Source organism: Chelatococcus daeguensis, from assembly GCF_001887265.1.
Taxonomy (GTDB): domain Bacteria; phylum Pseudomonadota; class Alphaproteobacteria; order Rhizobiales; family Beijerinckiaceae; genus Chelatococcus_A; species Chelatococcus_A sambhunathii.
On the sequence record NZ_CP018095.1, the window covers coordinates 58,854 to 84,179 of the forward strand.

Genomic DNA, 25,326 nt, shown 5'->3' on the forward strand with positions numbered 1-25,326 from the left:
GATGGCAGGGCAGGCGCCGGCACGGGTCTTCACCATCCCCCCGGGGGCGCCGTTCCTCGCAACCTTCGCCGATGCGCTGCTCGCCGGCCGCATCGTGCCCGGTTTCCCGGGCACCGACGATCCCCTCGCGCTCGCCTCGGCCACCATCTACCTGCCGACCCGACGTGCCGCCCGCGCACTCGCCGCGACCCTCGCCGAGCGGCTGCCGCAGCGCAGCGTGCTGCTGCCCGACATCCAGCCGCTCGGCGACCTCGATGCCGCGGAGCTCGCCCTCGCGGGGGAGGCGGAGCGCGCCTTCGGCGACGCGGCCGTGCATCTGCCGCCGGCGCTGGCGCCGACTGAGCGGCGCCTCATCCTTACCCGCCTCGTGCTGCAATGGGCCCGCGCCCTCGACGGCGCCATCCTGCCGGCCGAGGCGCACGAGCCCCTGCTCGTGCCCGCATCGCCGGCCGACGCCCTTGCCCTCGCCGACGATCTCGCCGCCCTCATGGACGGGCTCGCGACCGAGGACATCCCCTGGGCGGCGCTCGCCGGCCTCGTGGAGGAGCGCTACTCGCGCTATTACGGCATCACGCTCGACTTCGTGAAGATCGCCGCCGAGATGTGGCCGGCCATCCTCGCCGAGCGGCAGGCGAGCGACCCCGCCCGGCGCCGCTCGGCCCTCATCGACGCGCGGGCCGCCAGCCTCGCGGCGGCGGCGCCCCAAAGACCGGTGATCGTCGCCGGCTCGACGGGCTCCATCCCCGCCACAGCCCGGCTCATCGCCGCCATCGCACGCCTGCCCAAGGGCGCCGTGGTGCTGCCGGGGCTCGACACCGGGCTCGATGACGACACCTTCGCGCTCATCGGCGCGGGCGCCGACCTAACGGTGCATAACCACCCGCAGGCGATGCTCGCCCGCCTTCTCGCCACCATCGGCATTCCGCGCGCCGACGTCGCCGTCCTCGGCGCGCCCCCGTCGGGCCTTGCCGCTCGCTCGCGCTTCCTCTCCGAGGCCATGCGGCCGGCGGAGACCACGGACCTGTGGGCCGAGCCCGCCCACCGCCCGTCGGAGGCCGATCTTCACGCCGCCTTCGACGGCCTCGCCCTCGTCGAGGCGGCGGACGAGCGGGAGGAGGCGCTGTGCGCGGCCATTGCCCTGCGCGAGGCGCTGGAGGATCCGAAGGCGACGGCGGCGCTGGTGACGCCGGACCGGGCGCTCGCCGAGCGCGTGGCCGCCGAGCTCGCCCGCTGGGGCATCGCCGCCGAGGATTCGGCCGGCCTGCCGCTGCGGCGCAGCCCGCACGGCACGCTCGCCCGCCTCGTCGCCGATGCGGCTGCCGCCGACCACGAGCCCACGATCCTCGCCAGCCTCGTCGCCCATCCCCTCGCCCGCTTCGGCTGGCCACGGGCGACAATGGAGCGCGCTGCCCGCACGCTCGAGATCGGAGTGCTGCGCGGCCCCGCGCCGCCGCCGGGCCTTGCCGGTATCGCCGCCGTGCTCGCCGAGCGGCGGGCGGAAGCAAGCGACCACCGCGCGCCGCGGCCGCTGCGCCGCTTGACCGACACGGATTGGGACCTCGCCGAGACGCTCCTTACGCGCCTTAGCGAAGCCTTCTCCGGCTTTCGCGCCGAGGACGGAGAGGAACTCGACCTCGTCGCCCTCGTCGGCGCCCACCGCGCCGCGCTCGATGCAGTGGCGCGCCCCGGCGCCGACGAGCCGCTGCCCCTCGCCGCGGGAGAGGCGGGAGAGGCCCTGGCCGAGGTCTTCGACGCGGCAACGAGCGCGAAGGTCGACGGCCTCACCGGCCGCTTCGCCGATTATCCGGCCTTCTTCGCGACGCTGATGGCCGACGCGGTGGTGCGCCGGCCGATGTCCGGCCACCGGCGCGTCAAGATCCTCGGCCTGCTCGAGGCGCGCCTCGTCGAGGCCGATCGCCTCGTCCTCGGCGGGCTCGACGAGGAGGTGTGGCCGCCGACGGCGCGCACCGATGCCTTCCTCAACCGGCCGATGCGCGCCGCCCTCGGCCTCGCCCCGCCCGAGCGGCGCATCGGCCAGACGGCCCACGACTTCGTGCAGGCGCTCGGCACGCGCGACGTGGTGCTGACCCGGGCCCTGAAGCGCGGCGATGCGCCGACCGTCCCTTCGCGCTTCCTGCAGCGCATGCAGGCGCTGGCGGGCGACGAGCTGTGGGCGGAGCTGAGGCGACGGGGCGAGCGCCTGCGCCGCTACGCCGGGGCGCTGACGCGCCCGCCCGCACTCAGGCCCATCGAGCGGCCGCGGCCGAAGCCCGACCCGGCGCTGATCCCGCGCCGCCTCAGCGTCACCGAGGTCGAGACGCTGGTGCGCGACCCCTATGCCATCTTCGCCCGCCATGTGCTGAAGCTCGATCCGCTCGACCCCATCGCCGTGCCGCCGGGCGCCGCCGATCGCGGCACCCTCGTGCACGAGGCGCTCGGCGCCTTCACCGAGCGCCATCCCGTGACGCTGCCGGCCGAAGCAGCCGAGGAACTGGTCGCCATCGGCCGGCAGGCCTTCGCCCCCATCGCCGCCTATCCGGATGTCGCGGCGCTGTGGTGGCCCCGCTTCCTGCGCCTCGCCAGGGCTTTCATCGCCTGGGAGACGGAGCGACGCGCGGATATCGATGTCGTTCAGGCCGAGGTGGCCGGCGCCCTCGCACTGGCGCTAGCCGACGGCAACCCCTTCCGCATCACGGCACGCGCCGACCGCATCGAGCGCCTGCGCGACGGCCGGGTGGTGATCGTCGATTTCAAGACAGGGCAGCCGCCGAGCTCAAAGCAGGTCTTCGCCGGCTTCTCCCCGCAGCTCACGCTAGAGGCTGCCATCCTTGCCGCAAGCGGCTTCCGCGACGTTGCACCAGTGCCCCCCGGGCTTTGCGAGCTTCTTTACATGCACGCCGGCGGCGCCCGTGACCCTCTGAGGCCCTGCCCGGTCAAGCCGCCGCGCGACGAGACGCGCTCCGTCGCCGAGATCGTCGTCGAGCACGAGAGGAAGCTGACGACCCTTCTGTCGCGCTACGTCACCGGCGAGATCGGCTTCGCGTCGCGACCCTTCCCGCAATTCGCCGGCCGCTTCGGCGCCTACGACCATCTCGCCCGCGTGCGCGAATGGTCGCTCGCCGGCGACGAGGCCGATCTTGGCGAACTCGGAGGCGAGGCATGAGCGGCCCGGCGCCCGGCGGGCTCAAGGTCCCGACGAAGACGATCCTCGACCAGCAGCGCGCCGCCCGGCCGGACGCCTCGGCCTGGGTGTCGGCCAATGCCGGCTCGGGCAAGACCAAGGTGCTCGCCGACCGCGTCATGCGGCTCCTGCTCTCCGGCACGGAGCCCTCGCGCATCCTCTGCCTCACCTTCACCAAGGCGGCGGCGGCGAACATGGAGAACCGCATCTTCGCCGAGCTCGGCAAGTGGGTGCGGCTCGACGACGAGGCGCTCACCGCCGCGCTCGAGAAGCTCGAGGGCCGCCGGCCGGACCGGGCCCGGCTCGCGCGCGCTCGCCGGCTCTTCGCCCATGCCGTCGAAACCCCCGGCGGCCTCAAGATCGAGACCATCCACGCCTTCTGCGAGCGCCTGCTGCACATGTTCCCCTTCGAGGCGAACGTGCCGGCGCGCTTCACGGTGCTTGACGACAACGAGAGCGCGGTTCTGCTCGCCGAGGCGCTGTCCACAGTCATGGCCCGGGCCGCCCTCGGCCGCGAACCCGGCCTGCGCGAGGCCCTGACGCTGCTCGCCGAGAACCATTCGGACACAGCCATCGCCGAGACGATCCGCGAGGCGCTGCGCCACCGCACGGCGCTCCTCGCCTACGCGCGCGAGCCCGACGCCTTCGCCGACACTATGGCCAGCCTTGCCACTGCCCTTGGTCTCGCGGAGGGCGAGACACTGCAGACCATCGCCCGCGCCATGTGCGAGGACGGCATCGCCCCGGCCGAATGGCCGGCGATCGCCGAGGTGCTGCGCGGCGGCAAGAAGACCGACCAGACGAATGCCGAAGCGCTGTCGCTGGCGGCGCGGGCGGACGATCCGTGGGAACGGCTGGCGCATTACCGCTCGCTGTTCTTCACCCAGAAGGGAACGCCGGCGGCCAACAGCAGCGTGGCGACGGCCGGCGTCCCGCGCGATCTTGCCGAGCGTCTTTTTGCCGAGCGCGATCGCCTCGCCGCCCTCGACGAGCGGATGAAGGGCGCAAGGACGCTTGAGCGGACGCAGGCCCTGCTCACCCTCGCGCAGGCTGTCCTCGCTCGCATCGAGGCTGTCAAGCGGGCGAGGGGCGCGCTCGATTTCGACGATCTGGTCGAGCGCACGCTGACCCTGCTCGAGCGCGCTGATACGGCCTGGGTGCTCTACAAGCTCGACGCCGGCATCGACCACCTCCTCGTCGATGAGGCGCAGGACACGAGTCCGACGCAATGGGCCATCCTGAAGCGGCTGACGGAGGAACTCTTTGCCGGTGAGGGCGCCGTCGCGAAGACACGCACGCTCTTTGCCGTAGGCGATCCCAAGCAGTCGATCTACGGATTCCAGGGCGCTGCACCGCAGGAATTCGAGGGCTCGGGCCGCTATTTCCAGACACGGGCAAAGCAGGCTGACCTCCTGTTCGAGCCGGTGGAGCTCACCGTCTCCTTCCGCTCCGCGCCGGCGGTGCTGAGCGCCGTCGATGCCGTCTTCTCGGTCGAGGCCCATTATCGCGGCCTCAGCTTCGCTGATGTCGCGGTCGGCACCGCGCATGAGAGCGCGCGCCCCGATGCCCCGGGCCTCGTCGAGATATGGGAGACGGAGCGGCCGGCAGATAGCGAGGAGCCGGAAGCCTGGGCGCTGCCGCTCGACGAAGTCACCGAAAGCGCGCCCGCCATCCGCGTGGCCGAGCGCATCGCCCGTACCGTCGAGCGGCTGACGCGGCACGGCGACGATGCCGGCCAGCGCTTCGCCCCGGGCGACATCCTCATTCTCGTGCGCAGCCGCGGCGCCTTCTTCGAGGCCGTCATTCGGGCCCTGAAGCGACGCGGCGTGCCGGTCGCCGGCGCCGACCGTCTCGACGTCGGCCAGCACATCGCCGTGCGCGACCTTGTCGCCGCGGGGCGGGCCGCCGTCCTGCCCGACGACGACCTGACGCTGGCCGCCGCCCTTAAGAGTCCGCTCCTCGGCCTTGGTGACGACGATCTGATGCGCATCGCCGCACGGCGGGAGGAGAGCGAGAGCCTCGCCGACGCCATCGCGCGGACCAGCGCGGCCGGCGATGCAGCGGCTGCACGGGCGGGCGAGGCGCTCGCGCGCTGGCGCAATGCCGCCGCCCGCCGCGGTCCCTTCGCCTTCTATGCCGGGCTGATCGGCCCGGAAGGCGGCCGCGAGCGGCTCGTCGCACGGCTCGGCCAGGAGGCGGGCGACGCCATCGACGCCTTTCTCGCCATGGCGCTCGACTTCGAGCACCGCCACGCGCCGTCGCTGAAAGCCTTTCTCCTCTCCTTCGAGAGCGACGGCCGCGAGGTGAAGCGCGAGATCAAGCGCGACCTCGACGCCGGACGCGACGAGGTCCGCGTCATGACGGTGCACGGTGCCAAGGGGCTGGAGGCGCCCTTCGTCATCCTCGCCGACGACTGCAGACAGCCCAACGGCCGCCATGATCCCAAACTCTTCGCGCTGCCCCTGCAGCACCGCGGCCGCGCCGGCCCGGCCACGGTGCCGGTGTGGTCGCCGAAGCGCGACGAGGACACTCCGGCCATTGCACGGCTCAGGGAAGCGGTACGCACGCGCGAGGCCGAGGAGCACAACCGCCTCCTCTACGTCGCCATGACCCGCGCGAAGGACCGGTTCGTCGTCGCTTCCTACAGCAACGGCAAGCGCGGCAAGGACGGCAACTGGCCCGAGCTGCCCGCCATGTGCTGGACTCGCATGATCCGCCGCGGCCTGGAGGGTCGGCTGGAAGAGGTCGAGGTGGACGGCCTGAGGGTCCAGCGCTGGCGAAGCGGCCCCCTCGACGCTCTCGCAGCCGCGCCGGCCTCCGCCGAGGATAGCGCCGGCATCGCCATGCCCGATTGGCTCGATCGGCCGGCGCCTGCGGAGCCGGAGGCGCCGCCGCCGCTCAGCCCCTCGAGCGCGCTCGCCGCCGCCGATAGGCCGCACCGTCCGGGTGACGGGCCCTTCGCCGCCGACGCGCGCCTTGCCGGCACGCTCGTACACCAGCTCGTCGAGCATCTGCCCGGCCTGCCTGCCGCGGCGCGCCGGACGGCGGCCGAGCGATTCGTCGCCGCGCGGGCCGGGCGCCTCGACGAGGCGAAGCGGGCCGGCGTTGTCGCCCAGGCCCTCGCCCTTCTCGACGAGCCGGCGCTCGCGCCCCTCTTTGGCCCTGACGCGCGCGCCGAGGTCGCCGTTGCCGGCGAGATCGCCGTCGGCAGCACGAGGCGCGCCGTCTCGGGACAGATCGACCGGCTCGTGGTGAGCGACGAGACCGTCGTCTTCGCCGATTTCAAGACGAGCGTCCGCCCTCCGGCGGATCTCGCGGCGGTGCCCGAGGCGCATGTCGTGCAGCTCGCCGTCTATGCGGCGCTGCTTGCGGACATCTTCCCCGGACGCAGCCTCAGGGCCCTTCTCGTCTACACCGCCGGGCCGCGTGTGCTGGAGGTTCCCGGCGAGGCGCTCGCCGCCGCGCTCGGCCGGATCCCGGTGTTGTGAACGGCCAGGGTGCCACCAGATCTAGCGTCAACGTGTGGGCACGCACACAAGTTGCCTTGACCGGAACGGGGGGCCTTCCTACGTTCGGATCGACTTGCTGCGCAGACTGCGCCGCGCATATGGAAAGGAACTCATCATGGCGACTGCGAAGGTGACAGATGCGAGCTTCGAGGCCGATGTCCTGAAGTCCGCAGAGCCCGTCGTCGTCGATTTCTGGGCCGAATGGTGCGGACCCTGCCGCATGATCGCGCCCGCGCTCGAGGAAATCGCCACCGAGATGGCCGGCAAGGTCAAGGTCGTCAAGCTCAACGTCGACGAGAACCCGAACACAGCCGCCCAGTTCGGCATCCGCTCGATCCCGACCCTCATGATGTTCAAGGACGGCAAGCTCGCCGGCCAGAAGGTCGGTGCCCTGCCGAAGAGCGAACTGTCCAAGTGGATCTCGACCGCCGTCTGAGTCGCGGCGCATCGACGCTGGAAGAAGGGCCCGCCGGGGCCCTTTTTTCTTGCCGCGATTGCCTGTTGCCGCCGCCGGGCCGCCGTGGCATGCCGGAGCCATGCAGGACACGGACCTCCCCATCGCCCATCTCGTCCTCGGCGGCGCCCGCTCGGGCAAGAGCCGCCATGCCGAGGCGCTGGTCAGGGCGATGCCGGGACCGTGGATCTATATAGCCACTGCCGAGGCGCGCGACGCCGAGATGTTGGAGCGCATCGCCCGCCACCGTCATGACAGGGAACCCCAATGGCGGACTGTGGAGGCGCCTCGCGCCCTCGTCGCGGCCATCGCCGCGGCGCCGGAGGGCGCGCCCGTCCTCGTCGACTGCCTGACCCTCTGGCTCACCAACATCATGCTCTCGGACGAGGATGTCGAGACCGCTTGCCGGCAACTAACGGAGGCGGTAGCCCGCCGAAGGCGGCCGCTCGTCCTCGTCGCCAACGAGGTCGGCTTCGGCATCGTGCCGGACAATGCGCTCGCCCGCCGCTTCCGCGACCATGCCGGCCTCCTCAACCAACGCCTTGCCGCCGTCGTCGACCAGGTCACCCTCGTGGTCGCCGGCCTGCCGCTCACCGTGAAGGGACGCGACCGATGACCGCCATCTCCCCCGAGGAAGCCGCCCGCCATCGCGAGAAGATGGTGAAGCGCAAGGCGGTGCAGGATGCGGAGGTGGCGGCAAAGACACGCGAGAAGGGCCTCCTCATCGTCAACACCGGCCCCGGCAAGGGCAAGTCGACCGCCGCCTTCGGCCTCATGCTGCGCGCCCTCGGCCACGGCTGGAAGGTGGGCGTCGTCCAGTTCATCAAGGGCAACTGGGAGACGGGCGAGCGCCGCGCCATGGAGCGCTTTTCCGACCTCGTCGAATGGCACGCCATGGGCGAGGGCTTCACCTGGGAGACGCAGGACAAGGCCCGCGACATCGCCGCCGCCTCGCGCGCGTGGGACAAGGCGAAGGAGCTGATGGCGCGGGACGACGTCCGCCTCGTCATTCTCGACGAACTCAACATCGCCCTGCGCTATGATTACCTGCCGCTCGACGCGGTGGTGGCGACGCTCACGGCGCGGCGGTCGGATCTGCACGTGGTCGTCACCGGTCGCAACGCCAAGCCGGAGATGGTCGCCGCCGCCGATCTCGTCACGGAAGCGGGGCTCGTCAAGCATCACTTCGCCGCTGGGGTGAAGGCACAGGAAGGTATCGAATTCTGATGGTAACGCCCGCGGTGATGCTCCAGGGCACCGGCTCCAACGTCGGCAAGTCGCTCATCGTCGCGGGCCTGTGCCGCCTCTTTGCCCGCCGCGGGCTCACCGTGCGCCCCTTCAAGGCGCAGAACATGTCGAACAACGCCGCTGCAGTGGCCGGCGGCGAGATCGGCCGCGCCCAGGCGCTGCAGGCGCGCGCCGCCCGCGCCGAGCCCACCGTGCACATGAACCCGGTGCTGCTGAAGCCCGAGAGCGACCGCGGCTCCCAGCTCATCGTGCAGGGCCGGCGCCACGGCCATCTCGACGCGCGCGACTTCACCGGCCGGCGCAAGGCGCTGATGCCCTTCGTGCTCGGCAGCTTCGCCAAGGTCTGCGAGGGGGCGGACCTCGTCATCGTCGAGGGCGCGGGCAGCCCGGCCGAGATCAACCTGCGCGCCGGCGACATCGCCAACATGGGCTTCGCCACCGAGGCCGACGTACCGGTGGTGCTCGTCGGCGACATCGACCGCGGCGGCGTCATCGCCAGCCTCGTCGGCACCCATGCCGTGCTCGGCGAAACCGACCGTGCCATGGTGCGCGGCTTTCTCGTCAACAAGTTCCGCGGCGATCCCGCCCTCTTCTCCGCCGGCATGACGGCGATTGCCGAGCGCACCGGCTGGCAGCCGCTCGGCCTGCTGCCCTGGCTTCCGGAGGCGAGCCGGCTACCTGCGGAAGATGCGCTCGACCTCACCGGCACCGGCCGCAAGCCGGGCGACACCTTCATCGTCGCCGCCCCCGTCCTGCCGCGCATCGCCAATTTCGACGATCTCGACCCGCTCAGGCTGGAGGAGGGCGTCTCCCTCGTCCTCGTGCCGCCCGGCCGGCCGATCCCGTCCGACGCCGACCTCATCGTACTGCCCGGCTCGAAGGCGACCATCGCCGACCTCGCCCATCTCAGGGACGAGGGCTGGGACATCGACATCCTCGCCCATGTGCGCCGCGGCCGGCGCGTCGTGGGCCTGTGCGGCGGCTACCAGATGCTCGGCCGCACCATCGCCGATCCCGAGGGCATCGAGGGCACGGCCGGTGTCGTGCCGGGGCTCGGCCTTCTCGACATCGACACGGTCCTGACGGGCGATAAGACCGTGCGGCCGGTCGAGGCCGTCCATGCAGGGACGGGCTATGCGGTCACCGCTTACGAGATCCACCTCGGCCGCAGCGAAGGGCCCGATTGCATGCGCGCGCCCTTTCGCGTCGCCGGCGAACGCGAAGGGGCCATGTCGCCGGACGGGCTCGTCATCGGCACTTATCTGCACGGCATGTTCGCCGCCGACGACTTCCGCCGGGCCTTCCTCGCCCAGGCGAGCGGCGGCACCTTCCGCGCCAGCCTCGCCTACGAGCGCAGCATCGAGGAAGCCCTCGACAGGCTCGCCGCCCATGTCGGCCGGCACATGGACGTCGCCGCACTCCTCGCCATCGCGCAGGAGCGAGGCGGCGAGTCGATCCGCTAACGCTCCCCGTTCACCTTGGCACGCACCTCGGCCGCAAGCGCCTCGATGGCGGCCGGCGTCGACGGCCCGCCGCAGATGGTGAGCCTGTCGGACAGGAAGAGGCGCCGCTCGGGCGGCAGCACGCGGGCAAGCGCCGGGTGGACGAGAAAGGCCGTGCCGTTGTCGATGGCGCGGGCATCGGCCTCGTCCATCACCACGAAGTCCGGCGGGTCCATGACGAGTTGCTCGAGGCGCACGAGGCCGCCCTGCGTCAGGCCGAGGCGGGCCTGCATCGGCTGAAGGCCCATGTGGCCGAGGAGTTCGCCGACGAGCGAGCGTTCCCCCGGCACATAGCCGCGCCGGTAGAGAACGAGCGCGGTGGCCGGGCGCCGTGCGATGCCCCTGGTACGCGCGAGCGCCGCCTCGATCTCGGCGGCAAGCGCCGCGCCGCGCTCCGTATGGCCGAGCCGGGCCGCAACGGCCCTGAGCTGCTCGCGCCCCCCGGCGATGTCGCGCCAGGGGTCGAGCACCATCAGCTCCACGCCGTGGCGCTCCAAAAGCTCGCGCTTGACGCGCGTCCCGTACCGGCCACTGAGCACGAGGTCCGCCTCGCCGACAAGGATCTCCTCCCCCGTGCCGCCGTTGACCGGAAGGTCATCAACCAGCCCCGCGAGGAAGGAATAATCCTCATCGCGCGACAGGGGGCTGAGCGAGGCGATCTGGCCGCGGTCGGCGAGTGCCAGCAGGAGTTGGTCGGCGCACAGGTTGAGCGAGACGACCCGCGCCGGAGGCGTTTCGGTGTAGCGGACAACGGACGGCACGGTTTCCGATCGGCCGGCCGCGGCGAGGCGCACCATATCCCCCTCCCCCCGCTCGCGGCGGGAAGGGGTCAGGGGTGGGGGGCCGGCGGGTGCAGGCCGGAAGCCTTCCGGGCCGACGGACACACCACCTGCAATCGTCGAACGCCCGCCGGCGGAACCGCCCCCCACCCCGGCCCTCCCCACCACTGCGTGGGGGGAGGGAGGAGAGAGGCGCTCCGGCTCGCTGCTGCCGGAAGCCGGCCCAAGGCCGAGCCCTGTTGCAAGCACGATCGCGAACGCGACAGCCGTCCTCATATCCTCATGTCCTTGCCTGCCCTTACGGGCGCAATCTCGGCCGCAGCCTTACGGCGCTCCTTGCGCCGGCGCAAATGCACGGGCGGTGTATCCGCTCCGCGTGCTTGCGGCCGAGCCGCGGTCTGCGTAAAGAGGCCCTGCGTTGGTGCCCCGCCGCAGCGGGGTGAAACGGGAACACGGTGCAAGACCGTGGCTGCCCCCGCAACTGTGAGCGGCGAGCGGCGATTCGACGAAGCCACTGGGGCCATCGGGCACCGGGAAGGCCGAATCGCCGCAGGGACCCGCAAGCCAGGAGACCGGCCAGCGCGCGAGGCAACCCTGACATCCGCCGGAGGGGCGGAATGGAGGTTTTCATGGCCGGTTCCGCCGGCCGCCGGACGCTCTCCGGCGGTATCTTCCTTTTGTCTTCCCTCATCCTTGCCGCCACCGATGCCGCCAGCAACGAGATAGCCCTGCGCGAGATCGTCGTCACGGCGACGCGCGGCCCGCAGGCCATTGCCCGCAGCGGCAGCGCCGTTACCGTCATTACCGGCGAGGAGATCGCCCGCGCGGGCGCTCGCACGCTCAACGAGGCCCTGCGCCGCGTGCCCGGCCTCGACCTCACCGAGAGTGGCGGCACGGGCGCCACCGCCTCTGTGCGCCTGCGCGGCGGCGAGCCGGGCCAGACCCTGGTGCTGATCGACGGCGTGCGCGTCAATGATCCGTCCACCGGCAACGGCCAGTTCGACTTCTCGTTGCTGGTGCCGACCGGCATCGAGCGCATCGAGGTGCTGCGCGGCCCCCAATCGGCCCTCTACGGCTCGGACGCGATGGGCGGCGTCGTCAACATCATCACCCGCAAGGGCCGCGGCGAGCCGCGCGCAGCCATCGCCGCCGAGGGCGGCAGTTACGGCAGCAGGGGGGTGCAGGCCGCCGTGTCCGGCGGCGATCCGCGCTTCAACTATGCCATCTCCCTCAACGGCTACGACACCGCCGGCTTCTCGCGCTGGGGCCACCGCATCGGCCGCCTCCGCGCCCGGCACCCATGGCCGCTGGAGAACGACGGCGCGCGCCGCTTCGGCCTCTCCGCGCGCTTCGGCTTCTCGCCGAGCGAAGACGTCGCCTTCGACCTCGGCGGCTCGGCCTATGTCAATGCCACGCAATACGACGCGGCCTTCGGAGCCTTTCCCGACACCCCGTCGTCGAGCGTCCAGCGCCTCGGGCAGGTCCATGCCAGGGCGACCGTCCACGCCTTCGACCGGCGGCTGAAGAACACCTTTCTCGTCTATGCCAACCGCACCGAGCGCGACTATCGCTCCATCAGCTATTACGGCAGCACGGCAGCGCCGGTGACGGACTGGTCGAAGGATGGCTATGTCGGCGGGCGCGTCGGCGCCTCCTATCAGGGCGATCTCTCGCTTGATGCCTTCGGCCTCCTTACCTTCGGCGGCCAGGTGGAACGCGAGACGTTGACGAGCACGAGCCAGCCGGTGCTGCCGGTGCCCGGCCTACGCACGACGCTCGACGATGCCGTCCAGACCACCCGCTCGCTCTTCGCCCTGCACCAGATCGCCCTCGCCGAGCACTTGAACCTGTCGCTCGGCGGGCGCATTGACGACATCGAGGGGGCGGACCGCTTCGCCACCTGGCGCGCCACCCTCGCCTACGACATCGCGGAGAGCGGCACCGTGCTGCGCGCAAGCGCCGGGACGGGCGCCAAGGCTCCGACGCTCTACCAGCGCCTCGATCCGCTCTACGGCAATGCGGCGCTCAGCCCGGAGCGCTCCTTCGGCATCGACGCCGGCATCGACCAGAAGCTGTTCGACGGGCGGCTCACCCTTTCCGGCACGCTGTTCCTCAACCGCTTGCGCGATCTCATCAATTTCCAGAGCGATCCGTCCTGCCGGCCGGACCAGCCCTTTGGTTGCTACGTCAATGTGGCGCGGGCCGAGACCAGCGGCTTCGAACTGGCGGCGAAGGCCGAGCTCATTCCCGGGAGGCTTGGGCTCGACATCGCCTATACGAACCTTGTCGCCATCGACCGCACCACCGACCTCAGGCTCGCCCGCAGACCGGAGAACGCCGCGCGCATCGGCCTCACCTTGACGCCCGCGCCGGGCCTCGTCATCGCGCCGACGCTCGTTCTCGTCGACGCGCGCTATTCCGCGGCGCACGAGAAGGACAGGCTCGCCCCCTATGCCCGGCTCGACCTCTTCGCCTCCTATGAGGTGTCGGAGGGCGTGTCGCTCTTCCTGCGCGGTGAAAACCTCACCGATGCGCGCTATGAGGAGGTGAAGAACTACGGCACGGCGGGGCGCTCGCTCTACGCCGGCCTCAAGGCCAGCTGGTGAGGCGATGGACGGCGCAGGGGGCAGGGAGATCGAGGAGGAGGCGGCCCGCCGCTCCGGGCGCTGGCTGGTGCCGGCGCTCGTCGTCATCCTCCTCGTCCTGTGCGTCCTGTCGCTGATGCTCGGCCCGGCGCGGCTCACGCCAGCCACGGTGATCGAGGGCCTCCTCGGCGACAGCGGTGGTGCGGGCGTCGTCGTGCGCGACATCCGCCTGCCGCGCACCCTGCTCGCCGTCATCATCGGCGCGACGCTCGGCCTTGCGGGCGCCGCCTTGCAAGGTCTGCTGCGCAACCCGCTCGCCGCACCCTCCGTCTTCGGTGCGCCGCAGGCGGCGGCGCTCGGAGCCGTCGTCGTCATCTATTTCGGCTATGCGGAGGTCTATTCGCCCGCCCTGCCGCTCGCCGCCATCGCCGCCTCCTTCCTGTCGGTGCTCGTCGTCATCCTCATCGCCGGTGAGGGTGCGAGCCTCGTCGTCCTCGTCCTTGCGGGGCTTGCCATCTCTAGCCTCGCCGGGGCGGCCACCTCGCTCGCCATCAGCCTGTCGCCCAACGCCTTCGCCGTCACCGAGATCGTCTTCTGGCTCATGGGCTCGCTGGAGGACCGAACCATGCGCCACGTCGCGCTCGTGGCGCCCTTCGCGCTTCTCGGGGCCGCGCTCCTCCTCTCCCAGGGTGGGGCGCTGCGCACGCTGGCGCTCGGCGAGGAAGCCGCCCGCAGCCTCGGCATCGACGTGCGCCTGCTGCGCCTTGCGGTCGTCACCGGGGTGGCCGTCGGCGTCGGCGCGAGCGTAGCGGTCGCCGGCACCATCGGCTTCATCGGCCTCGTCGCCCCGCACATCGTGCGCCCGCTCGTCGGTCATGACCCGGGCCGCACGCTCGTGCCGGCAGCGCTCGCCGGGGCGGTGCTGCTGACTGCGGCCGATTGCGCCGTGCGTGTCATCCCCTCCGCCACCGAGGTCAAGCTCGGCGTGCTCACCGCCATCGTCGGCGTCCCCTTCTTCCTCTACATCATCGTGCGCCGCCGGGCCGAGCTGACGGGAGCGCCGGCATGACGGGTCCCACTCTCGCCGCCCGCGCCGTCGCCGCGCGCCTCGGCGGCCGGCAGGTGCTCGCCGGCGTCGACCTGACACTTTCGCCCGGCAGCCTGACTGCCATCATCGGCCCGAACGGCGCCGGCAAGACGACATTGGTGCGGGTAATGGCCGGGCTCGTGCGGCCGGAGGTAGGCACGGTGCTCCTCGGCGAACGGCCGCTGCCGGCGCTCTCGACCCGCGAGCGGGCCCGCGCCATTGCCTATCTGCCGCAGGGTGGCACCGTCGCCTGGCCGCTGCCGGCCGCCGACGTCGTCGCCCTCGGGCGCGTGCCGCACGGCGGCGGGCCGGGAACGGGCCGGATTGATCCGGCTGTCGCCCGCGCCATGCGCGCCACCGACAGCGAGGCCTTCGCCGGACGGGCCGTCACCACCTTGTCGGGCGGCGAGCGGGCGCGCGTCCTGCTCGCCCGCGCGCTCGCCGTCGAGGCGCCGGTGCTCATCTGCGACGAGCCGGTCGCCGCGCTCGATCCGCGTCACCAGCTCGCGGTGATGGGCGTGCTCGCCGCCGAGGCCCGGAAGGGCCGCGCCGTCGCCGTCGTGATGCACGACCTCGCCCTTGCCGCGCGCCATGCCGACCGGGTTGTCATCCTCGCCGAGGGACATCTCGTCGCCGCCGGCACGCCGCACGCGGTGCTGACCCCGGCCCTGCTGGCGGAGGTCTTCGGGGTCGCCTCTCTGCGCGAGGAGCGGCCGGACGGGCTGCTCGTCCTGCCCTGGCGCCCGCTTGCGCCCGCGTCCCCTGTTTGACGACTGACGCACAACGTCATACCTCTAATCGACATACCCCGGTCCCGAAAGGCGGGACGGAGCATTCGGTTCGAGAGAAGTCGATCATCTGCCATGAAGGACGGCAGCCCAAGCCCGGACACCCGCGCGCGTATCATCGCCGCCGCCGAACAGCTCTTCCGCGACATCGGCTTCCAGAAGACGACCGTTGCCGACATCGCCAAGACGCTCTCCATGAGCCCAGCCAACGTCTACCGTTTCTTCGCCTCCAAGAAGGACATCAACGAGGCGGTGGCCGAGCTCATGACCGGCCGCAAGCGAATCCGGCTCGAAGCCGTCGCCAGCGAGCCGGGCACGGCGCGCGAGCGCATGCGCCGCCTCCTGACTGAGATGCACATCATGATGGCGGAATTCGCCGATGCCGATGCCAAGATCCAGGAGATGGTGGCCGTCGCCATCGCCGAGAGCTGGAGCGTCATCCACGACCACATCCGCGACATCGACACGATCATCGCCAATGTGGTGCGCGAGGGCATCGCCGAAGGCGAATTCTCGGATGTGGATCCGGAGGTGGCCGGCCCCTGCGTGCGCGCGGCGATGACACGCTTCTGCCATCCGAGCGTGCTCGTGATGTGCCGTGACATCCCGCAGCCGACCCTCGACGAGCAGATCGACTTCATCCTGGCGGCCCTCGGTGCGGGGCGGCAGGAGACCCCGCGCCGGGCCCGCGAGGCGACCCGCGCAACCTGAACCGCCCGCAGCTCCCGTCGGTTCGGCGCGTTGACAAACCGCCCCGTCAGGCTGATACCGCGCACACATCCATTCAGAACGGCTCCAGATTCTTGGCACAACTCCTGGCGAAGAAGACGCTCATCATTGCCCACGACCTCGGCGCGACCATCCTTGCCGTGGTCCTGGCCTTTATCGTGCGCTTCGAGGGCCCGCAGCTCGGCGAGCGCCTGGCGCTGCTGCCGCACGTCCTTGTCGTCTTCGGGCCGCTCGCCGCCGTCACCTACTGGTACTTCGGCCTCTACCGCTCGCGCTGGCGCTTCGCCTCGCTGCCCGACCTGTCGAACATCTTCAAGGCGGTCACGATCCTGGCGCTGGCACTGCTCGTCGGCGACTATGTCCTCGCCTCGTCGCGCTTCTACGGCTACTTCTTCTTCGGCAAGATCACCATCGCGCTCTACTGGGTGCTGCAGATGTTCCTGCTCGGCGGGCCTCGGCTTGCCTGGCGCTATCTGAAATACGCCCAGTCGCGCCACAGCATCGAGCGGCAGGACGCCACCGCCTCCCTTGTCCTCGGGCGCAGCGCCGAGGTGGAGGTCGCGCTGCGGGCCATCGAGAGCGGTGCTTTCTCGAAGATCGCGGCCAAGGGCATCCTGTCGCCGCGCGAGTCTGATCTCGACCAGGCGATTCGCGGCGTGCCGGTGCTCGGCACCTTCGTCGAACTTGAGCAGGTCATCGCCGATCTCGCCGAGCGCGGGATCAACGTGCGCCGTCTCGTGATGACGCCGAGCGCCATCAACGCCCCCGAAGCCGACGCCCTGCTCGCCCGCGCGCGGCGCCTCGGCCTGCCGCTGTCGCGGCTGCAGGGCCTTGATGAGGAAGGCCTGCGCGACCTCACCCTTGCCCCCGTCGACATCGAGGACCTGCTGCTGCGCCCGACGGTCGAGATCGACAAGGCGCGCCTCGCCCGCTTCATCCGCGGCAAGCGCGTACTCGTCACGGGCGGCGGCGGCTCCATCGGCAGCGAGATCTGCGCCCGTGTCGCCGCCTTCGGCGCCGATGCGCTTTACGTGCTCGAGAGTTCGGAGCCGGCGCTGCATGCGGTGACCGAGCAGCTCGCCGTGCTCGACGCGCCGACGCGGATCGAGGGCGGCATCGCCGACGTGCGCGACCGCGAACGCATCGAGCATCTCTTCCGGCAGTTCGCACCCGACGTCGTCTTCCACGCCGCGGCCTTGAAGCACGTACCCTATCTGGAGCAGGACTGGAGCGAGGGCATCAAGACCAACGTCTTCGGTTCCGTCAACGTCGCCGATGCGGCAGTCGCTACCGGCGTGCGCGCGCTCGTCATGATCTCGACCGACAAGGCCATCGAGCCGGTATCCATGCTCGGCACGACGAAGCGCCTCGCCGAGATGTATGCCCAGGCGCTCGATGCCGAGACGGCAGCGAATGGGGGCAGCGGTACGCGCCTCATCGCCGTGCGCTTCGGCAACGTCCTCGGCTCCGTCGGCTCGGTGGTACCGAAGTTCAAGGCCCAGATCGCCCGCGGTGGCCCCGTCACCGTCACCCATCCGGACATGGTCCGTTATTTCATGACGGTGCGCGAGGCCGCCGACCTGGTCCTTACCGCCGCCTCCCATGCCGATGCTGAGGGCCGCATGGCCACCGGCGCCGGCCGGCGCGCCGCCGTCTACGTCCTCAAGATGGGCCAGCCTGTCCGCATCTACGACCTCGCCCAGCGCATGATCCGACTCGCCGGCTTCGAGCCCGGCGTCGATATCGACATTGCCATCACCGGCGTGCGCCCCGGCGAGCGCCTGCATGAGATCCTCTTCGCCCGCGAGGAGCCGATGACGGAGACGGGCATCGACGGTGTCATGGCGGCCGAGCCGGTCTTCGCCGACAAGGCGCGCATCGCGGGCTGGCTGGCGCGGCTCGAGAAGGCGGCGCGCACCTACGACCGCGCCAGCGCCGAGGCGGTGATGGCCGAGGCCATCCCCGAGTTCAGCCGCCGGCAGCCCCCAGCCGCCGCAGGCCTTCCGGTGTCGTCAGAAGCGGTCGCCAGCCGAGCGCCGTGAGGCGGCCCGGCTCGACGACGAGCGAGCCGGCCAGACGCTCGAGCACTGCTTGGCGGCCGGCAAGCCGCAACAGCTTGGCGATCCACCGCTCGTCAATGTCGATGACCCCCGGGCGCCGTCCCATCCCGGCCCTTAGCGCCGCGATAATCTCCGCCAGCGAGACGGGTGCCGCATCGGCCACCAGCATGGCCCCTGACAGCGGGCCGGGCTGCGCCAGCACATGGACGATAGCATCGGCAAGGTTCTCTACCGCAAGAAGCGAGCGCCGGGCGCCGAGCCCGCCGAAGGGCAACGGCAACGGCAGGCGCGCCAGCCTGACGAGGGCCCCCATGTTGCCCGCAACACCCCGGCCGTAGACCAGCACGGGCCGTAGCGACACATGGTCGATGCCGCGCTCGGCAAGGCCGCGCTCGGCCGCGAGCTTGGAGCGGCCGTAAGGATCGACCGGGGCGGGCGAATCGTCGTCCCTGACAGTCGCCGTCGCGCTCGCTCCGCTCTGAGCGCGGACGGAGGACAGGAAGACGAAACGGCGCACGCGGCCGGCCGCGGCATCGGCCAGCGCGAGCGTCGCATCGGTATTGACTGCCTGATAGCGCGCCTCCGCGACGCCGGGCCCCACATGGGCGATGCCGGCCCCGTGCACGATGGCGTCGACGCCGCCGAGCCCCGACGCCCAATCGACCGGCCCGGCAAGATCGCCGATGACGAAAGGCTCACTGCCGGGCGGCACGCGGCCCGCATCGCGCACGGCAGCGCGGACGGCATAGCCGGCTTCGCGCAAGCCGGCAGCCACGTGCCGGCCGACGAAGCCGGAGGCTCCGGTGAGGAGAACCGTGCCGCGCGCGCCCGTCATCATGCCGCGGCGATGCCAGCGCGCGGACGCGAGAAGCGCAGCAGCACAAAACCGACGCCCGCCGCCCCGAGCGCGACGATGGCCACCTGAAGCGCCGGAGAGGTGACGCCCAGCGAAATCGCCGCCAGCACGGCAAGGAAGAGATTGAGGACCAGCACCTGGCCAACGACGGCCGGCACCGAATAGCCGTTATCGGTGGCGCGCTGGTAGAAATGGCTGCGGTGCGCCTGCCATACGCGCTCGCCGCGCGCGAGCCGCCTGAAGAGCGTCAGCGTGGCGTCGGCCAGATAGTAGAGCGGCAGGAGGACGGCGGCGGCGAGCCCGCCATGGGCGGCGAGCACGAGCAGCAGGTAGCCGGCGATGAGCCCGATGGGCAGCGAGCCGACATCGCCGAGGAAGAGCCGGGCCACCGGCCGGTTGAAGGGCGCAAAGCCGAGGAGACCGCCAAGCAGGGCCGCCGCGAGCACGCCCTCCGCCGGTGGCAGTAGGCCGGACAGGGCGAAGGTGGTGAGCGCGGCGCACAGCGGCGCGAATTCCGCCACCGTCATCAGGTCGAGCCCGTCCATGAAATTGACGAGATTGACGAACCAGACGCCAGCGAGCACCAGCAGGGCCTGCTCGCAGCCGAGGGGTAGCCAGTCCGGCCCGATGCGTGCGACGTTCGTCGCTGCGACGACCACGAGACCGACAGCGGCGAACTGCGCGCCGAGGCGCGGCAGCACGGGCAGCGGGCGCATGTCGTCGAAGGCGCCAAGCCCCGCGAGCACGATGGCTGCTATTGCGACGGCGAGGAGCGCGGCACCGCCACCGGCACCAAGCGGCGGCAGGCCGATCGCGAAGGCCACCGCACCGGCCGCGAGCGCGGCACCGAGCACGGCGATGCCCCCGCCCTGCGGCGTCGGGATGCGATGGCTCGAGCGCGCGTTGGGCCGCGCCAGCGCATAACGCTGCAGCAGCGGGCGCAGCAGGATGATGGCGAGCCCTGCCAGCAGGGCGGCGCCGAGGCAGGTGGTGGCGAACAGCGCCGTCACGTCGCGCTCCGGATGACGAACCGATCCCGCTCTCCGGCGGGCGGCGCGACAATAGCCGATGGTGCCACAGCCGCAAGCGGCGAGGCTGTCGTGCGGTCGCGATCAGGCGGCTACGCGCGCGGCGGCGAGGTGAACCTCCTGCCCCTCGCGCGCGACGAACGAACCGGGCAGCATGGCGGCGAGGCGCCGCTCCATGTCGGCGAGATCGGCATCCGTGTGCCAGGGATGCACGTGGAAGGCCGCGAGCCGGCCGACGCCGGCCGCCCGGCAGAGCGCGACGCCCGCATCGCAGGTCGAGTGGCCCCAGCCGCGGCAGCGGCAATATTCCGCTTCCGTATACATGGCGTCGTAGATGACGAGGTCGGCGTTGCGCACGAAAGCGAGCAGTTCCTCGTGCGGCCAGGGGCCGAGCTCGTCGTGCTCGATGTCGCTGACGTAGCAGACGGCCCGCCCGCCGTGGTCGAAGCGATAGGCGGTGGCGCCGGAGGGATGCTGCAGCGGGCACGTGCGAACCCTGAGCCCATCGTCGAAGGTCAGCGTCTCACCGGCATGGAAGCCGACGTGCTCAATCGTCGCCGGCAACTGGGCGAGCGTCACTGGGAAGAGCGGCGGCGCAAACAGCCGGTTGAGCGCCGCCTCGGCACTCTCGCCGCCGAGATTGCCGCAGTGCAGCCGCAGCGTCGTGCCCTTCATCAAAGCCGGCCGGAAGAAGGGCAGACCGATGACATGGTCGAGATGAAGGTGGCTCAGAAGCAGGTCGATGTGCGCCGGAGCATCGGCGCCGAGCGTCTGTCCGAGGCGGGTGATGCCCGTGCCGGCGTCGATGACAAACAGCCGCTCACCACAACGTACCTCGACGCAGGCCGTATGACCGCCGAACGTGCATACGTCCGGCCCCGACACGGGATGCGAGCCCCGGACGCCCCAGAAGCGGACGCTGAGATCACTCTCCGTCGGTTTCTTGTCCATAGCCATCCATCATCTCTACCTTAGAAAAACCGCAAACGACGTGCGCTAGCGCACATGCAAGTCACGATTCGGGAGAGTCATGATTGCTCCGCCATTTCCGCCGCCGTCCGTGGCTGCGCCAGCCCGGCGCGCGAGAAATGGACGGTCCTGCCAAGGCAGTCTTCGGACAGGCCCGGCGGCAGCACGGCGACGAGGCTGCGGCTCTCGAACCCCTGGCGCAGACGGCCGACGAGTGCCTCGGCATCGCTCCGCGTCATGCCGTCGAAGATGTGGCTGACCACGAGCACCTGCGGCTCGCGCGCCAGGCAGCGGATAAGATCGACCAGCCGGTCCGGCACCGGCGAGACGAGCCCCTTGCGCGGGCCGACGCGGGCGGAGAGCCCGAGCCGCAGCACCTCGGCGTCGAGATCGAGCGAGGCGAGGACGCGGCGCACGGCGGCATGCACCCGCTCCTCCGCCCCGGCGATGTCGTAGGCCACGCGGCCGAAGAGCAGGTTGTCGCTGAGCGAGGCGGCGCTGCACAACCGCTCCGCTTCCCAGAACTCGATGGCCGGCGCAAGGCCCGGCGGCAGCAGGCGCGCGAAGGTGCGCCGGGCCGCAACGATGCGCGCCTCCAGCGTCTCGTCGAGCAGGCCGAGGCGGTGCCGCGTCTCCACATAGCGCAGGGCAAGCGCGATCAAGAGATCGCGGTCCTCGGCCTGTTCGCTGCGTCGGCGCTGGGCGCGGCGTGCGATCAGGCCCTCGTAGCGGCCGCGCTCCTCGGCGCTGAAGAAGGAGAAGCGCTCGATGAGAGCGTTGTCGTCGGGAATGCCGGCGAACATCTCCACCATCTGCGTGGCGATGGCGAGCCCCATCTCCGTCAGCGGCCGCGTCAATTCCTCCGCCTCCAGCACAGCCCTGAGGAAGGGGTTGCGGGCGAGACGCCGCTCCTCGAACGTGTCGCCCACGGGCACGCCGAAAAGGATGTTCTCGGCCACGGTGCCGTGGCGGTTGTAGCGCTCGGCCGCAAACGGATCGACGAGATCTTCGGTTCCGTCGGAAGCGAGTTCCTCCCTCACCGCCCGCCGAGCGTCGGCGATGAAGGGAGCGAGGCGGCCCGCCGCATGGGAGCCGACGGCCCCATTGAGCCCCAGGCTGTAGACCTCCGCATCGACCCCGACGAGCTTGAGCGCGGCGATGAGCTGGGCATCGCACGCATCCTTGTCCCGCGTCAGCTCCGGCGGCACGCCGTAGGTCAGGTTGTCCCTGAGGCTGCCGTCGAGCATCACGGGATCGGCCCCGGCGAAGGCGATGACGGCCGCCCTGTAGCCGTCGGACATCTCGCCGACGTCGACACCGTCGAAGAGGACGCGCCCCTCCGTGGGATCGAGCGCGCCGCCGAGGATCGCGGCGAGCACATCCGCGCCGGACCCTGGCGGCCCGACGAGAGCGACGTGTGCCGGCAGGTCGAATGCCAGGTCGACGTCCTCGAGCCTGTGTCCGGAATGGGGATCGAAGGCCGCGAGACCCTTGACCTCGATGCGCTGCGGCGAGGGTTGCGGCAGGCGTGCCGCCCGCCGGCGCCGCTCGCCACGCGCATTGAGGCTTCCGACGGCGCGGGCCAGTTCCTCGAGGGCGGCCCGGCCCTCGCGCTGCCCGGCGATCCAGCGCGTGAGCACATCCACAGGCCGTAGCATCAGGAAGGCGGCGAAGAGCGCGGCGACAAATGCACCGGCGGACAGCATCCCTTCGGCCGCGAGATTGCCTGCGATCACGATGAAGAGCGCGGGAAGGCCGTAGCGGACGACGGCAACGAGCGCCTGCAGGACAATGTGGCGCCGCGCCTGCGCGGCCTGCCGGGCAGACAGGTGCGCCAGCATGGCGCCGAAGCCTGAGAGCTCCGCCTTGCCCGTGCCATGAATGCGGATGGCTGGCAGCCGCCGCGCCGCCTCCTGGGCCATGCGCCCCGATTCGCGATCGCCCTCGCGCGCAACGAAGCCCAGCGCGGCCCTTGCCTCGTCGAGAGGCCGCATCAGGACGGCGGCAGCGATGGCCCCGCCGAGGAACAGGAGCCCGATGAACAGGTGCTGCGCGAAGCCGAAGGCGAGAATGACGAGGATTTCCGGACCGACGCTGAGCGGCACGGCGAGCGCTTCCCCGAGCACCGACGCGAGGCGGCCGACACCCTCGCCGATCTGCCGCGCGGCCGCCTCCGCCTCGTCCCGCGCCGAGGGCCGGGCCGTGACGATGCGGCCGAAGATATCCTTCCTGAGCCCGTTCGTGGCGCGGCTCGCTGCCGTCGCAGCAAGAAGGGAGACCAGCGCCCTGAGCCCCACCTGCAGGAGGATGAGGGCAATGAGCGTTGCGATGGCCGCCGCCATATAGGCATCGCGGCCAAGGAGAATGCCCTCGGACACGACGACCTCACCGCCGCCGAAGACCGCGGGCAGCCCGAAGGCGAGGCGCAGGAAAGGCGCCTGCGCATCGATATCGGTGAAACCCCCGCCGATGATGACGTCATCGATCAGGGTCGCCAGCACGACGAGGAAGAGGAGGACGGCGGCCGCCAGCATGAGGCCGACAAGAGCGATCACCAGATTAAGGCCGCGATTGCTGCGCCAAGCAAGTCGTAGGGGATCGCGTTCCATGGTTCTCCGGCGGCCAGTGGCGGGCCGCGGTGCGGCAACCCGTGGCCCCGACCCTACTGACGTTTCGCAAAAGTTTGAACCGCTTTTGCAGGACGATGGCCGGGCGCGGTGCGGCGAGCCGACTGCGGTCTGGCCAAAGCATCACCGCAGCGTGGCTTGCCATGAGCCGCCGCCCCGTGTCCTTCTGCACACCAGATAACAGCAAGGCTCGGGGAGGACGGCGTGGCACCTGCGACCGGGGAGGGGGAAACCTTCGACTACATCGTCGTCGGCGCCGGCTCGGCCGGCTGCGTGCTCGCCAACCGCCTGTCGGCGGACCCGAAGCGGTCCGTCCTCCTTCTGGAGGCCGGCGGCCGCGACGACTGGATATGGTTCCACATCCCCGTCGGCTATCTCTTCGCCATCGGCAATCCGCGCGCCGACTGGATGTTTCGCACGGAGGCCGTGGCCGGCCTCAACGGCCGCGCGCTCGCCTATCCGCGCGGCAAGGTCATTGGCGGCTGCTCCGCCATCAACGCCATGATCTACATGCGCGGCCAGGCGGCAGACTACGAGCGCTGGCGGCAGATGGGCCTTCAAGGCTGGGGCTGGGACGACGTCCTGCCGCATTTCCTGTCGATGGAGAACCACGTCGCCCCGCCCAATGCGCTGCACCGCAGCGGCGGGGAATGGTGCGTCGACTATCCGCGCATGCGCTGGGACCTGCTCGACGCCGTGCAGGACGCCGCCGAGAGCCTCGGCATCCCCAAGGTTGACGATTTCAACACCGGCGACAATTTCGGCTCCTCCTACTTCCAGGTTAACCAGAAGAACGGCCGGCGCTGGAGCGCGGCGCGCGGCTTCCTGAAGCCGGTCCTCGGCCGTCGGAACCTTCGTCTGGAGACGGGAGTGCACGGGGAGCGCATCCTCTTCGAGGACGGCCGCGCCACGGGCGTCGTCTTCTCGCGCGGCGGCGAGCGCTTCACCATGCGGGCCCGCGGCGAGGTGGTGCTCGCCGCCGGCGCCATCGGCACGCCGCAGCTGCTCGAAGTGAGCGGCATCGGCGATGCCGCCCGGCTCGCCGGGCTCGGCATCGATCCCGTGCGCGACCTGCCGGGCGTCGGCGAGAACCTGCAGGACCATCTGCAGCTCCGCCCCATCTTCAAGGTCTCCGGCGTGCGCACCCTCAACGAGGATTACGCAAGGCTCGTCAGACGCGCTGCCATGGCGCTCGAATTTGCCCTCTTCCGACGCGGGCCGCTGACCATGGCCCCGTCGCAGCTCGGCATCTTCACCCGCTCCTCGCCGGAGTACGAGACGCCGAATCTTCAGTTCCACATTCAGCCGCTGTCGCTCGACAAGTTCGGCGACCGGCTGCATCCCTTCCCCGCCTTTACTGCGAGCGTCTGCAACCTGCGCCCGACGAGCCGCGGCTCGGTTCATGCGAAGAGCCCGGAGGCGCGTGTGCCGCCGGCGATCGCCCCGAACTACCTCGCCACGGAGGAGGACCGGCGGGTCGCGGTCGACGCCATTCGCCTCGCGCGTCGGCTGGCCGCCGCGCCGCCGCTCGCGCGCTTCTCGCCCGAGGAATTCAAACCGGGGCCGCATCTGACGAGCGACGACGATCTCGCCGGGGCGGCGGGCGATCTCGGTACCACCATCTTCCATCCCGTCGGTACGGCCCGCATGGGCCGTGACGACGATCCCCTCGCCGTCGTCGACGCGCGCCTTCGGGTACGCGGCATCGCCGGCCTGCGCGTCGCCGATGCCTCGGTGATGCCGACCATCACCTCCGGCAACACCAATTCGCCCACGATGATGATCGCCGACAAGGCGGCCGCCATGATGGCGGAGGATGCGCGCGTCGCCTGAGCGGGCGCGACCGCAGCCGGTTTCCGCCCGGGCGTTTCCGGCATATGTTGCGTCGTTTCGCCGCGGCGGGAGCTGCGGCCTCCGGCAGGGA

At 71.1% G+C, this 25,326-nt stretch carries 17 protein-coding genes and 1 riboswitch; of the genes, 12 read left to right on the forward strand and 5 right to left on the reverse strand.

The annotated features are described in order from the left end of the window. Position 1: 1 nt before the first annotated feature. The 6 genes from addB to BOQ54_RS00285 all read left to right on the forward strand — a co-directional run bounded on the left by addB (position 2) and on the right by BOQ54_RS00285 (position 9,855). On the forward strand, positions 2 to 3,163 hold the full coding sequence (gene addB, locus BOQ54_RS00260; RefSeq protein WP_071923023.1) for a double-strand break repair protein AddB: 3,162 nt from the start codon (positions 2 to 4) through the stop codon (positions 3,161 to 3,163). Further along, entirely contained in the window at positions 3,160 to 6,669 is a 3,510-nt protein-coding gene (gene addA, locus BOQ54_RS00265; protein ID WP_071923024.1) for a double-strand break repair helicase AddA, read from the forward strand. Before addB ends, addA begins: the two co-directional genes overlap by 4 nt. Before the next feature lie 136 nt (positions 6,670 to 6,805). Continuing rightward, complete coding sequence (trxA, locus tag BOQ54_RS00270; protein ID WP_019403177.1) at positions 6,806 to 7,126, forward strand: thioredoxin; 321 nt, start codon at positions 6,806 to 6,808, stop codon at positions 7,124 to 7,126. 100 nt (positions 7,127 to 7,226) lie between these two features. Next, a complete protein-coding gene (gene cobU / locus BOQ54_RS00275) occupies positions 7,227 to 7,760 on the forward strand; it encodes a bifunctional adenosylcobinamide kinase/adenosylcobinamide-phosphate guanylyltransferase (RefSeq protein WP_055459418.1) in 534 nt (177 codons plus the stop codon). Beyond that, positions 7,757 to 8,371 (forward strand): cob(I)yrinic acid a,c-diamide adenosyltransferase, encoded by a 615-nt coding sequence (gene cobO, locus BOQ54_RS00280; RefSeq protein WP_071923025.1) that lies wholly within the window; start codon positions 7,757 to 7,759, stop codon positions 8,369 to 8,371. Before cobU ends, cobO begins: the two co-directional genes overlap by 4 nt. Then, a complete protein-coding gene (locus tag BOQ54_RS00285) occupies positions 8,371 to 9,855 on the forward strand; it encodes a cobyric acid synthase (protein ID WP_186438006.1) in 1,485 nt (494 codons plus the stop codon). The genes cobO and BOQ54_RS00285 overlap by 1 nt, the downstream gene beginning before the upstream one ends. Here the strand turns inward: BOQ54_RS00285 and BOQ54_RS00290 are convergent. After that, positions 9,852 to 10,691: an ABC transporter substrate-binding protein gene (locus tag BOQ54_RS00290; RefSeq protein ID WP_071923027.1), complete on the reverse strand. Its 840-nt coding sequence runs from the start codon at positions 10,689 to 10,691 to the stop codon at positions 9,852 to 9,854. The genes BOQ54_RS00285 and BOQ54_RS00290 overlap by 4 nt on opposite strands. Before the next feature lie 384 nt (positions 10,692 to 11,075). Then, positions 11,076 to 11,268, forward strand: a riboswitch (cobalamin riboswitch). A gap of 34 nt (positions 11,269 to 11,302) precedes the next feature. Here BOQ54_RS00290 and BOQ54_RS00295 point away from each other — a divergent pair. From BOQ54_RS00295 to BOQ54_RS00315, 5 genes are all read left to right on the forward strand, one after another. Next, the gene (locus BOQ54_RS00295) at positions 11,303 to 13,279 is read left to right on the forward strand and encodes a TonB-dependent receptor plug domain-containing protein (RefSeq protein WP_071924346.1); all 1,977 of its coding nucleotides are present in this window, start codon (positions 11,303 to 11,305) and stop codon (positions 13,277 to 13,279) included. Between the two features lie 4 nt (positions 13,280 to 13,283). Beyond that, positions 13,284 to 14,327 (forward strand): FecCD family ABC transporter permease, encoded by a 1,044-nt coding sequence (locus BOQ54_RS00300; RefSeq protein WP_186438007.1) that lies wholly within the window; start codon positions 13,284 to 13,286, stop codon positions 14,325 to 14,327. Beyond that, entirely contained in the window at positions 14,324 to 15,115 is a 792-nt protein-coding gene (locus tag BOQ54_RS00305) for an ABC transporter ATP-binding protein (protein WP_055459423.1), read from the forward strand. The genes BOQ54_RS00300 and BOQ54_RS00305 overlap by 4 nt, the downstream gene beginning before the upstream one ends. Positions 15,116 to 15,208: 93 nt before the next feature. Then, on the forward strand, positions 15,209 to 15,844 hold the full coding sequence (locus BOQ54_RS00310) for a TetR/AcrR family transcriptional regulator (protein WP_071923028.1): 636 nt from the start codon (positions 15,209 to 15,211) through the stop codon (positions 15,842 to 15,844). Between the two features lie 92 nt (positions 15,845 to 15,936). Next, positions 15,937 to 17,904: a nucleoside-diphosphate sugar epimerase/dehydratase gene (locus tag BOQ54_RS00315; protein WP_071923029.1), complete on the forward strand. Its 1,968-nt coding sequence runs from the start codon at positions 15,937 to 15,939 to the stop codon at positions 17,902 to 17,904. Here BOQ54_RS00315 and BOQ54_RS00320 read toward each other — a convergent pair. The 4 genes from BOQ54_RS00320 to BOQ54_RS00335 form a co-directional block, all read right to left on the reverse strand. Beyond that, complete coding sequence (locus BOQ54_RS00320) at positions 17,831 to 18,760, reverse strand: NAD-dependent epimerase/dehydratase family protein (protein ID WP_425349126.1); 930 nt, start codon at positions 18,758 to 18,760, stop codon at positions 17,831 to 17,833. The genes BOQ54_RS00315 and BOQ54_RS00320 overlap by 74 nt on opposite strands. Continuing rightward, complete coding sequence (locus BOQ54_RS00325; protein ID WP_055459426.1) at positions 18,757 to 19,788, reverse strand: glycosyl transferase; 1,032 nt, start codon at positions 19,786 to 19,788, stop codon at positions 18,757 to 18,759. The genes BOQ54_RS00320 and BOQ54_RS00325 overlap by 4 nt, the downstream gene beginning before the upstream one ends. Positions 19,789 to 19,890: 102 nt before the next feature. Beyond that, positions 19,891 to 20,757, reverse strand: coding sequence for an MBL fold metallo-hydrolase (locus BOQ54_RS00330; RefSeq protein WP_082464806.1), 867 nt, complete (start codon positions 20,755 to 20,757; stop codon positions 19,891 to 19,893). Positions 20,758 to 20,834: 77 nt separating this feature from the next. Then, the gene (locus BOQ54_RS00335) at positions 20,835 to 23,384 is read right to left on the reverse strand and encodes an ABC transporter ATP-binding protein (RefSeq protein WP_071923030.1); all 2,550 of its coding nucleotides are present in this window, start codon (positions 23,382 to 23,384) and stop codon (positions 20,835 to 20,837) included. Between the two features lie 222 nt (positions 23,385 to 23,606). Here BOQ54_RS00335 and BOQ54_RS00340 point away from each other — a divergent pair, with 222 nt between their 5' ends. Then, positions 23,607 to 25,235, forward strand: a complete 1,629-nt coding sequence (locus BOQ54_RS00340; protein ID WP_145979697.1) for a GMC family oxidoreductase — start codon at positions 23,607 to 23,609, stop codon at positions 25,233 to 25,235. The last annotated feature ends 91 nt before the right edge of the window (positions 25,236 to 25,326 follow it).

Excerpts from the sequence above, each read along its gene's own strand:
- addB (WP_071923023.1), top strand. The coding sequence starts at position 2 with ATGGCAGGGCAGGCGCCGGCACGGGTCTTCACCATCCCCCCGGGGGCG.
- addA (WP_071923024.1), top strand. The coding sequence starts at position 3,160 with ATGAGCGGCCCGGCGCCCGGCGGGCTCAAGGTCCCGACGAAGACGATC.
- trxA (WP_019403177.1), top strand. The coding sequence starts at position 6,806 with ATGGCGACTGCGAAGGTGACAGATGCGAGCTTCGAGGCCGATGTCCTG.
- cobU (WP_055459418.1), top strand. The coding sequence starts at position 7,227 with ATGCAGGACACGGACCTCCCCATCGCCCATCTCGTCCTCGGCGGCGCC.
- cobO (WP_071923025.1), top strand. The coding sequence starts at position 7,757 with ATGACCGCCATCTCCCCCGAGGAAGCCGCCCGCCATCGCGAGAAGATG.
- BOQ54_RS00285 (WP_186438006.1), top strand. The coding sequence starts at position 8,371 with ATGGTAACGCCCGCGGTGATGCTCCAGGGCACCGGCTCCAACGTCGGC.
- BOQ54_RS00290 (WP_071923027.1), bottom strand. The coding sequence starts at position 10,691 with ATGGTGCGCCTCGCCGCGGCCGGCCGATCGGAAACCGTGCCGTCCGTT.
- BOQ54_RS00295 (WP_071924346.1), top strand. The coding sequence starts at position 11,303 with ATGGCCGGTTCCGCCGGCCGCCGGACGCTCTCCGGCGGTATCTTCCTT.
- BOQ54_RS00300 (WP_186438007.1), top strand. The coding sequence starts at position 13,284 with ATGGACGGCGCAGGGGGCAGGGAGATCGAGGAGGAGGCGGCCCGCCGC.
- BOQ54_RS00305 (WP_055459423.1), top strand. The coding sequence starts at position 14,324 with ATGACGGGTCCCACTCTCGCCGCCCGCGCCGTCGCCGCGCGCCTCGGC.
- BOQ54_RS00310 (WP_071923028.1), top strand. The coding sequence starts at position 15,209 with ATGAAGGACGGCAGCCCAAGCCCGGACACCCGCGCGCGTATCATCGCC.
- BOQ54_RS00320 (WP_425349126.1), bottom strand. The coding sequence starts at position 18,760 with ATGATGACGGGCGCGCGCGGCACGGTTCTCCTCACCGGAGCCTCCGGC.
- BOQ54_RS00330 (WP_082464806.1), bottom strand. The coding sequence starts at position 20,757 with ATGGACAAGAAACCGACGGAGAGTGATCTCAGCGTCCGCTTCTGGGGC.
- BOQ54_RS00335 (WP_071923030.1), bottom strand. The coding sequence starts at position 23,384 with ATGGAACGCGATCCCCTACGACTTGCTTGGCGCAGCAATCGCGGCCTT.